This is a genomic window from Ruminococcus sp. 5_1_39BFAA, from assembly GCF_964240875.1.
In the GTDB taxonomy this organism is placed as follows: Bacteria; Bacillota; Clostridia; order Lachnospirales; family Lachnospiraceae; genus Blautia_A.
Map to the genome: position 1 here is coordinate 125282 of NZ_CAXSVO010000011.1, position 10584 is coordinate 135865.

The window sequence follows — 10584 nt, forward strand, 5'->3', positions numbered from 1 at the left end:
TTTCTTCTAACGAACAGCACCAAAGCGGTTTAATGGCCAAACGCGGAACGATATCCTGCCAACGATCTGCTCCTGTGCAACACAGCCTATGACTGTATTGCGGGAATCGACTGAGGTGGAACGGTGATCTCCCATAACGAAGATTTTTCCATCCGGAACCTGATAAGGCAGCTCAATATCACAGTCACCCAGTGCCTTTTCTGTCAGATATGGCTCCTTTAACTCATCTCCATTTACATATACTGTGCCGTCCTCATCGATGTCCACCCAGTCGCCTGCACCGCAAATGACACGTTTGACCAGTATTTTATTATTATAGTAAAACGCAATGATATCTCCCGGCTCCATGTCCGAGTATTTTACAGAAAAAACGATCTCGCCGTTCTGGATCGTGGGAGTCATGGAATTACCGGATATCTGTAACACCGGCAGCCATAATGTGGCTACAAGAATGGCAACGGCAGCGACCACCACCAAAATGTAGATGGTACTGCGCAGTACGGAATGATATCGGTGCTTATGCCTTTCCCGTTTAAGTTCAGCCTCCAACTGGCTGGTGGTAGGCATTTTTAGTTCAGCTTTCCTTTTCATGGCTCTTTCCCTCTGAAATACGGCGTATATTTTCCAGATATTGTTGCGCGGCCTGCTCCGCAGCTTCAAACACACCGTTGAGACGCAATGCGGCTTCTGCGATAGAGCCGGCATTTTGCAGTTCGATCTCTCGGCTCGCAAGCTTTTCCTGTGCCTCTTTCAACTGAGCTCGGAGCATCTCGTTCTCCCGGCTTTCCGCCAAAAGCAGCTCCAGCAGGTCTGCACGGCTCAGCTTTCTCAATTCACGGTCTGTGACATTTCCTTTATTCACACTGCCTCCTTTTCTACCGCATAACATTCATTATGTGGTAAAAGAAATGAGTATAGCCACTGTATTTATATAAAAAGCCATACAAAAAGGACAGAAAACACATGAAAAGACATAACAAACAGACCGAGGTTGCCGTATGATCGCTTCGGTCTGCTGTTGATGTTTTTTTCTTTTCTATTTTATTGATTTTTGTAGAAAATAGTGATATTCTTACGTTGTTATGTATATCATTTTTTTATAGATATTTTGTTTTTTTACCACATAATGAATGTTATGCGGTTTTCTCCCCAGTCATAGAACCAACCCAAGCCGTTCAATCTGTCTTGTCTGTTCCTCACCGCTGACACAGGTATATATCCGGGTCGTGTTTATATTGGAATGTCCCAGCAGGTCTGCCAGACGGCTGATATCCTTTTCCGCCTGATAGTACAGGCAGGCAAACAGATGCCGAAGATTATGGGGGAATACCTTATTCCGATCCACACCCGCTGTTTCGCACAATGCCTTCATACTATGAAGGATATTACTGCGGTCCACAGGCCGTCCGCTGCGTGTGACAAAGACACTTCCCGTTTTTATCCCCCTACGCTTTGCATAGCTCTTCAGTTCCCGGCACAGAGCAGCCGGAAGGAGTACGGATCGGGTCTTGCCCTTCAGGGAAACCACCGCCCGACTGCTCCTTAACGCCTCCACTGTGATAAACTGCAGCTCGCTGACCCGGATGCCAGTGGCGCAGATTGTCTGTATAAGAAGGTAAAGCCGCATATTATTCTGCGTCTTCGCTGCTTTCAGCAGGCGGTAATACTCTTCTTTTGACAGCTCCCTCTCCCTGGACCGGAAGGGCTGCCGCTGGATCTTCATAGGCTTTACTATACATTCAAACCACCCCATTTCTTTGAAAAAACGGTTGACAGCAGCCAGCATGGAGTTCACACTGGAGGGCTTATAGTTCTCCTGCAAATATTGCTTATACCGGATGGCTGTATCCTTGTTGATGCTTTCCGTATTGGCAAAAGTAAAAAAGGCTTTCAGGTCACGTAGTTATTTTTGTATCGTTGCAGTGCTTTTTTCATCCTCCATAAGCCTGTTTTGAAATTGTGCAAGTTGTTCCTGCGAAACATATCTTTCCATGGTCATTCCTCCTTTTTGCTACAGTATCTGCAATTTCAGCAAACAATAATCCTATTCTGTTCTATTATGGCGTAAGGAATCTGTGACATATAGATATTTTCCGGTAATTGCACACTACAAAAACCTGGAATAAGGTTTTTGATCCCTTATTCCAGGTCCTAACTGTCATATATGGCTTTCCTGCTGCCCGTTTCACTCGATCCAGCTTCCCGGATGCTCTTTCGTGTAAAGCTGCTGCAGCTCCTCCAGAGTCAGCTCCTCAAGCTGGTAGGTAACGCTGCCCTCTCCGTACTTCTTTGAAATAAAAATATAAGTGCAATCCTTCTTATCTGTATTTCCCCAGGATGAAAAGCATCCGTCCGCAACCCAGATGATCCTTACAGGTTTATCCTTATAGGTCCAGTAGTGCTCCTTTTTATCCCATTTCATTCCCAGCGATTCGTACAGATCACTCTCTTCGCTGTCCCACCAATCATCGCCACTTTCCATAGCAATTGCTGTTTCCGGTGATCCATAACCATACTCAACATCATATCGCCTTTGTCTGTCTACCTGCCGGTCCTCCACAACGGCTTCCCTTGAACTGTCATCACTGACATAGGTTTCTGCTGTATCCCACGTTACTTCCGAGGAACCCGGCACAATTTCCGTAAAGGTCACACCGTTTTTATCATAGGAATACGTATATCCATAGCTGTCCTGGATATGATATCCTGCTGCTCCTGTAACAGTCAGCACCGCTGCAAAAAATCCTGTCACAATCCCTTTCTCGTGTCTTCTGAACCAATTGCTTTTTCTCATAAAAAAATGCTCCTTTCTTTTACTTTCCTCAGGCGGCTGATTTTATAACCGCTTGCTTCTATGGTTCAAGAATAGAGCATTTTCTTGTGATGCGTTTGTCAGTTTTATGTGTTTTGTGTGGAGCTTCCCAATGTTACCCTGTCATCCCCCGGCAGCCGAACGGTAAACTGCACCCCGCTGGCAGTATTTTCGATTTCATATGCCGCGCCATGCTGCTCCAGGATTTCCCGTACAATGTAAAGACCAAGACCACTGCCGCCGCTTTTTCTATTCCGCGATGTGTCCACACGGTAGAACGCATCGAAAACCTTAGACAGATCTTCACGCGGTATCCATACACCTGAATTTTCCACGCGCATGACTGCCTCCGTTCCCTCCTGATGAAGCCCTACGGAAATCCTGGCTTTCTCCGGAGAATAGCGCACAGCATTCGTGAGAAGGTTTCGGATCACTGTAGTCATCAGAGCCGGATCTATATTCCGTCTAAGAGCATCCGGCAGATTAATCTCCATGTTCATGTTCTTTTTTTCGAACAGCTCATTTAAATCGGCAAGCTGTATCCTTATCAGCTCCGCCAGGTCCGTGTTCTTTTTCTGCAGAGAAAAATTCTGTGACTCCATTCTGGAAACCGTAAGGATTTCCTGCACCATGGTTTCCATAGTTCCTGTCACCTCTCGGGCGCGGAGCAGATATTTATCCCGGTCACGATATACACCCACACCCTGGATCATTCCTTCAAGCTGGCCTTTCAAAATCGTGACAGGCGTTTTCAGTTCATGGGAAGCTGCCGCAAAAAAATCCATTCGCTTTCTCTCTTGTGCCCGCTCAAGCTCCATATCACTTTTTAGCTGTGCATTGGCATTCTGCAAATCCGTAAGGGCACAGTCAAGCTTTTCTGCCAGGGTATCAAGGCTCCTTGAAAGAATTCCTATTTCATCCCAACGGTCTAAAGCAGAGGGTGTGCTAAAGTCCAATTCCGCCATCAAACTGGATGTTTTGCTCAGAGAAACAACAGGTTTTGTGAGATATCCGGAATAAAACAGGGATACCAGAACAGAAACGCAAAAAATAGTAAGCAGCAGCCATGGAAGTATCCTTTTTAATGCCGCTATTGCCTGATTTACCTGCTCTGTGGAACCGAAGACAAAAAGAGTGTACTCATTATCGTTTCCTTTAAACGTAACGGGATATCGACCCATCGCCTGCTGTTCAAGCTGCGCCTCCACGTAGCTCCCTGACGCATCCTCCGCCACAACCGTAATATCTTCTGAAGCTTGCCCCACTTCTGCCTCAAAAACCGTATCGTCGACAGATTCCGTAGACGCATCGGTTTCACTGCCGAATTCCCATGCCGCCTGCCCCTGCACTGCCGTATTCTCACTTACCGCTTCATCGTATCCAAGCTCCGCATCACTAGTCTCCGCCGTCCCGTAATCCGCATAGATAATCCCTCCCTGGGCATCAAGAAGGATCAAACCGGACTGATATACTTTGCTGAAATCACCCAGCAAAGAATAGGAGGCTTCCAGCGTATAGCTTTCCAGGGATTCAGCAAGCTTTTCCGCTCTTTCCGCCAATGTTCTGTTCAGGGACTCAGAATAGATCACAGGCATAAAATTCGCCACAAACGCATAAGTTGCTCCGGAAATTCCCATCAGAAGCAGGGTGGTAATGAGAAATATCTTCAAACTAAGCTTTGTTTTAATGTATCTTATCAATTCTGTATCCCACCCCTCTGATCGTTTCAATGAAATCCCCGCTGATCTTCTTTCGCAGGTTTTTGATATGGGTATCTACGATCCGCTCCTCGCCGAAGTAATCCATTCCCCACACTGCATCCAGAAGCTGGCCTCTTGTAAGCACTCTTCCCTGATTTATGAGAAATTCCCTTAAAAGTTCAAATTCCTTTTGGGTAAGTACGATCTCCTCCCCGTCCTGCCATACATGATAACCCGCCAGATCAAGAGTGAGCTTCCCGTACACCAGGCGCTCTTCTCTTTCCGGTACAGCCCTTCCGCTCCGCCTGAGCACAGCCTTTATCTTCCGCAAAAGTACCTGCATGGAAAAAGGCTTTGTCACATACTCATCCGCCTCCAGGTCATATCCCTTAAGCTGAAAGGATTCATCATCCAAAGCTGTGAGCATAAGCACCGGAACATCGGATTTCCGACGCAGCATTTCCAGTACGCCAAAGCCATCGATCTTTGGCAGCATCACATCCAGAAGCACCAGGTCAAAGGGACCTTCTGTTTCAAAAAAGGAAATTCCCTCCACTCCGTCAGAAGCCGTTACCGTTCCATACCCTTCTGCTTCCAGATAATTTTTTAAAAGCTCCTGGATATCCAATTCATCCTCCACGATCAGGATCCTGTTCATACGTATGCCTCCTAAGCTGTCTGTTCCCCCACTTCACCGGCAGAACATGTGATACGCTTATCATAACACAGGAATATGGAGTTTGTATGGAGTTTTCCTAAAAATCACACAAACAGTCTTGTTCTCTTCAATTTTTCCCAGCAAACCGCCGTAATCACAAGAGCGATCCCACCACAGATCACTGGAATCAGTCCGGATAGTTCAGGGAAACGCATGGTCAGTAAAAGAGGGATCAGCCCCATTGCCATGCCGGAAAAGGTAGTTACGAGAACAGACGTGGAATTCTTTACTGCCTGCTGCTCATGAGTCCAGTCATAGACCGGAAATTTCACATTGATATACATTCCGAATACTGCAGCAAACAGACTGTAAAGAAACGGAATCACAAACAACAGCAAGGTTTCCGGGATTCCCGGCCTGAATTTAACAAAAAAGCAGATTGCGCCAAACAGCATACAGGGCAGGTTAATTGCCAGATTCAAAGTAATCTTCGCTCCGAAAATCTGTGCAGGAGTGACAGGCAGGGAGCACATAACCCATCGGTTCTGTCCCTCCAGAGACAGAGATGCCGCCGTCGTGGGGGACATTGCAGCCGGAAGCCCTAAAGCCCAGGGAAGCAGGCGCTCTATGTGTCCCAAAAGCCCCGGAATCTCAAAGGCAGCCTCTATACTTCCGGTATCTGCGAACAGTACGGCAATCCCCGCAAGCACCATGAGCAGACAGCCCACCGTAGTATTCAGGGCATAAACCGTGCTGCTGGTAAAACGTTTCAGCTCTTTTCGGAACAGTGCCGCAAACGCAGTCGTTCGCTTTCCTGACGCTGCCTTTTTGCGTTGTCCCCTTTTTAATGACGCAATAAGACTGTTCAGCTTCAAATAGTACCGGGAAGCTGCTGCCACAAACACAGACGCCGTTCCCACTGAAAACAGCACAAAGCCAAATCCCGCCTGAAAATGCCCTGCAAAAGGACCGGTCGCCCATAATGCAGGCGGATAAATACTGCCAAGCATTTCAGAGACCGCCACTCCGAAATCCGCCAGAGCTTCCTCACCCTGAACGGAGATCCTTCCTGTCCATACCAGTATACCTGCCAGGACCGCAAGGTACAGCAGGATGGAAATAAGATGTCTGTGAGGGATCCTGCTTGTCAGGGCTGTGATCACCGTTCCTAAAGCCAGCGCCAGAACAGTGGGAAACAACGGTCCCAAAAGTGTCAAAACCACCATCCACGCCAGTGTCCCGGCCGATACAGGCATAAAGATCATATACATCACCATTGCAGGCATAAAAAACACAAGAAAGCCATACAGCCCGATCAGGTAAACAGACGCTGCCTTCACCAGAACCACCTGCCATGTCTTTACAGGCAAAGACATGATCTGATCAAAATCCCGGCTGCCAAAAAGCGCTCCGCCTCCGCGAAACAAGGTAAACGCCAGGACAAACAGGGAGCATACGGCAAACATGAGCATCGGGATCACATTTCCATATCCGATTTTCAGATATCCATAAGCCATCATTGCACTGTAAAACATCAAAAGCATGGAAACCGCAATTGCCCCTGCAATGGTCAGAATGACTCTTTTCCGTTTCCTGTTGTCCCGGTTATTAACCAAAGAAGCAGGATTGAAAACACGCATAACCTGCAGCTTCATAAGAACTCCCACCTTATTTTTCATGCTCCATTACCTCCAGGAATACTTCTTCCAGACTGCTGTTTCCTTTTACCTCTTCCATAGTACCTTCGGCAATGATCCGCCCGTTGTTGATGATCGCTACCTTATGGCACAGCTTTTCCGCCACATCCAGAACATGTGTGGAAAAAAAGATGGCGCCTCCCTGGCCGCAAAGCTCCCGCATCATATTTTTCATATGATAGGCTGCCTCCGGATCCAGCCCTACAAACGGCTCATCCAGCACCAGAAGCTTAGGGCAATGCAGAAATGCTCCAATGAGGGCTGTTTTCTGCTTCATACCATGGGAATAGTTTCCAATCAGATCCCCCAGGCTGTCTGTCATGCCCAGCAAGTCTCCGTAGCGTTTTATCCGCTGCTTTCTTTCCGCAGTATTTACCTGGAAAATATCTGCCATGTAATCCAGATACTGCATTCCTGTAAGAAACTCATACAGCTCCGGATTATCCGGTATATATCCCATCCGGGATTTGCAGATTACAGGCTCCTTTTTAACGGAATGCCCGTCAATCAGGATATCTCCTTCCTCAAAATCCATCACCCCTGTAAGGGCACGGATAGTTGTAGTCTTTCCTGCGCCGTTGTGTCCGATAAACGCGTATATTTCCCCCGGAAAAACAGACAGGTTCACATGGTCCACCGCCCTTTTTCCGTTTCCGTAGGTTTTGCTGAAGTTTTGAATCTCAAGAATTGCGTCACTCATTTATTTCATCCTCCCTTTTGGTATTGTCAAATAGCTTCCAGCCTTTTTACCAGCGCCCGGAATTTCTGGTTTTCCTTTATATCCTGAAACGCCGTATTTTCCGTAACGTTTTTTATCAAATCCTGTTTGATCAGCCGCATATCCCTGGGCATCTGGTGATTCATTCCGTTTGCTCCAAGCCAGTCATCAATTGCATAAAAGAAGCTGTCTCCATGTATGGTAAAATCCGGGAGGTGTTGTTCCAAAGTCTTCACATACAGTTCCAGAGAAGCTATAGCCTCCTCCGGCTTTCCCAGCTTTATGGCATTTAATGCCTCAGCAAAATAAAATCCTACGATTTTATGAGGTACCAGCTTATCCATGGAAAAGGCTTCAATATATTTTTTCACCCGCCGGGCACATGCCTCCTTCTTTTCTTCTGATGCCAGGCTGTAATACATGCTCATGCAATCCATCTGTTCTATAATACCTGTATATAACGTCACCTGCAGATATTCCATTGCTTTTTGTGAATCTCCCAGCATTTGATACGCACATGCAATAAACTGATCCTCCGGGAGCGATGGGCGCACCTTTGTTCCAAGAAGCTCCAGAACCTTTTTGGGCTGCCCATCCTGCATGTATAGAAAAGCCTCCATGATCAGGGCATCCTTTTTCAAAAGTGCATCCGGACATTCCACCGCAATTCTCCTGCACAGAGCTTGTCCTTCTCTAAGCACCATACGTTTTTCTTCCTGCGAAGACAGCAGCACAAAATTATTCAGATAAAGCTGTGCCATAGCAAACAGCAGCGGATAACAGGCATCGTATTTACGGATCAGCTCCCTTACCTCATCCATAACTTCAAAAAAAGGCTTTTCTGCAAACATAGCCGAAAATACCCTGTATTTTTTCTGAATCTCTCTTTCCGGAAGCTGAGGCTCATACCCCATCAGCTCGTCAATCGTAATGTGAAAATAGGTAGCTAACTGCGGCAGAAACGTGATATCCGGGTAGCTGATCCCTTTTTCCCATTTTGACACCGCCGCCTTGGAAACACCGATATACTCTGCCACATCATCCTGTGTTACGCCTTTTTCTCTTCGTTTGTTCAAAAGGATCTTACTGATATTTAATTCCTTCATTTAATCTTCCTCACTATAATGGGGACAGCAGGAATGTTCCTGTTGTCCCCCTGATGAGTAAAAGTTTACCCTCTTTTTCGTCTGTATGCAATGGATTTCCCTGCTACTTTCGCAGACAAAATCAACTTCTTGTTGACAAAAAGAGACGGAACAAAATCCGTCTCCCATAATTTCTTATATTACAGCATTGGCGCAAAAAGCCTGAGAATATTCTGCATCGCCCTCACTGCTGCGTTTCTGCCGCGGCAGAATTCCAGGCTGATTGGATTGCAGTAATCAAGGGTTTCCACAAAATCCTGTTTAATATCATGGATCACGCTGTTTTTATAGATCCAGACGCCATCCTCAAAATGCAGGTACAGGCTTCTGTAATCCAGGTTAATGGTTCCCACAACACCGATCTCATCATCACACACAAAGGATTTTGCGTGGAGAAAGCCCGGCTGGTATTCGTATATTTTCACCCCTGCCTCCAGAAGCTGCTGGTAGTAAGACTGGGTGAGAAGAAATACCATCTTTTTATCCGGTATTCCCGGTGTCATAATACGCACATCAATGCCGCTTTTTGCTGCCAGGCACAACGCTGTCATCATCTCATTGTCAATGATCAGATACGGCGTACAGATATATACGTAGCGTTTTGCCCTGTTGATAATGTTCAGATAGACATTTTCACCTACCGTTTCATCATCCAGCGGAGAGTCGCAGAAGGGCTGGATATAACCGTCACTCCGGAATTCCTCCTGATGAAACCTGTGAGGAAGGAAATTGTCAAAGGACTCCCTCTCTTTGCTGCCTGTTACCACGCTCCACATATGAAGGAACATAGCTGTCATATTCCATACAGCATCTCCCTTCAGCATAACAGCCGTATCCTTCCAGTGTCCGAACCGTTCCTTCTGGTTGATATATTCATCCGCCAGATTAATGCCTCCGGTAAATCCCACATACCCGTCTATGATACAGAATTTCCGGTGATCCCGGTTATTCTGGATCACATTCAGGATGGGACGGAAGGGATTAAACACCACGCATTTGATGCCCTTTTGCCGAAGCTGCTCGTAATATTTATGGGGAAGGGTGGTAAGACAGCCCACATCGTCATAGATCAGGCGCACATCCAGCCCCTCTTTTACCTTTCTCTCCAGAATATCCAGGATGGTCCGCCACATTACGCCATCGTGAATAATAAAATATTCAATAAAAATATAATGCCGGGCCTGTTCCAGCTCCTTTACCAGGACAGGAAACATATCATCTCCTACCTGAAAATATTCTGCAGTCGTATTTTCATGGACCGGATAGCCGGAATTTTTAAAGATATAATCGGATTGTATACAGGCCGAACTGTCCTCTTCCCGAAGCTTTTCATGAGTTATTTCATCGCCCTTCAGATAATCGCCTGTAAGATCCAGGATTTCTGTAAAGCGTTCCTGCATGTATGTGGCAATTCTGGACTGACCGAAGACCAGATACAGAACAAGTCCGAAAATAGGCAGGCAGAGGATCAGCATCGTCCACGCCAGCTTATAAGAAGGATTCGTCTTTTTATTTACGATCCACAACACGATCAGAATGCTTAAAACATCCAGGCCAAAGGAAATGTACCTGGAATAACCCGCCAGACGCAAAAAAATGGCAAGCAGCCAGCCAAGCTGCACCATAAGGGCGAAAGCCACATAGAAAATCCGGTTAAACAGAAGCTTTGCAATTTTTTTCAGTATCAACATATCAGTCCGTAGTCCTCTCCTTCAAACAACCATTCCTTCTTACCTATATTCACAGGTATGGCTCCCCGGTATTCAGCATACCTCCACTAGTACAGCATTGCATTAATAATTAAGCAATATCAAACCGTCAAAGGTATACCTTTATAAGTCCATTTAAAGGGCT

At 46.3% G+C, this 10584-nt stretch carries 10 protein-coding genes; all 10 read right to left on the bottom strand.

The features are described from left to right. Window positions 1-6: 6 nt before the first annotated feature. The 10 genes from lepB to cls all read right to left on the bottom strand — a co-directional run bounded on the left by lepB (window position 7) and on the right by cls (window position 10421). Window positions 7-591 (bottom strand): signal peptidase I, encoded by a 585-nt coding sequence (lepB, locus tag ACESZH_RS13230; protein ID WP_373216764.1) that lies wholly within the window; start codon window positions 589-591, stop codon window positions 7-9. Further along, a complete protein-coding gene (locus ACESZH_RS13235) occupies window positions 575-862 on the bottom strand; it encodes a DNA repair protein (protein ID WP_373216763.1) in 288 nt (95 codons plus the stop codon). The genes lepB and ACESZH_RS13235 overlap by 17 nt, the downstream gene beginning before the upstream one ends. A gap of 291 nt (window positions 863-1153) precedes the next feature. Further along, complete coding sequence (locus ACESZH_RS13240) at window positions 1154-1822, bottom strand: tyrosine-type recombinase/integrase (protein WP_373216762.1); 669 nt, start codon at window positions 1820-1822, stop codon at window positions 1154-1156. 363 nt (window positions 1823-2185) lie between these two features. Next, window positions 2186-2794, bottom strand: a complete 609-nt coding sequence (locus tag ACESZH_RS13245; RefSeq protein ID WP_373216760.1) for a hypothetical protein — start codon at window positions 2792-2794, stop codon at window positions 2186-2188. 104 nt (window positions 2795-2898) lie between these two features. Further along, window positions 2899-4512 carry an ATP-binding protein gene (locus ACESZH_RS13250; RefSeq protein ID WP_373216758.1) on the bottom strand — a complete coding sequence of 538 codons (1614 nt, stop codon included), beginning with the start codon at window positions 4510-4512 and terminating at the stop codon, window positions 2899-2901. Further along, complete coding sequence (locus ACESZH_RS13255; protein ID WP_373216756.1) at window positions 4496-5170, bottom strand: response regulator transcription factor; 675 nt, start codon at window positions 5168-5170, stop codon at window positions 4496-4498. The genes ACESZH_RS13250 and ACESZH_RS13255 overlap by 17 nt, the downstream gene beginning before the upstream one ends. A 104-nt stretch (window positions 5171-5274) precedes the next feature. Further along, the gene (locus tag ACESZH_RS13260; RefSeq protein ID WP_373216755.1) at window positions 5275-6849 is read right to left on the bottom strand and encodes a hypothetical protein; all 1575 of its coding nucleotides are present in this window, start codon (window positions 6847-6849) and stop codon (window positions 5275-5277) included. After that, complete coding sequence (locus ACESZH_RS13265) at window positions 6839-7555, bottom strand: ABC transporter ATP-binding protein (protein ID WP_373216958.1); 717 nt, start codon at window positions 7553-7555, stop codon at window positions 6839-6841. Before ACESZH_RS13265 ends, ACESZH_RS13260 begins: the two co-directional genes overlap by 11 nt. Window positions 7556-7593: 38 nt before the next feature. After that, the gene (locus ACESZH_RS13270; protein WP_373216754.1) at window positions 7594-8691 is read right to left on the bottom strand and encodes a helix-turn-helix domain-containing protein; all 1098 of its coding nucleotides are present in this window, start codon (window positions 8689-8691) and stop codon (window positions 7594-7596) included. A gap of 179 nt (window positions 8692-8870) precedes the next feature. Beyond that, the gene (gene cls / locus ACESZH_RS13275) at window positions 8871-10421 is read right to left on the bottom strand and encodes a cardiolipin synthase (RefSeq protein WP_373216752.1); all 1551 of its coding nucleotides are present in this window, start codon (window positions 10419-10421) and stop codon (window positions 8871-8873) included. Window positions 10422-10584: the final 163 nt, after the last annotated feature.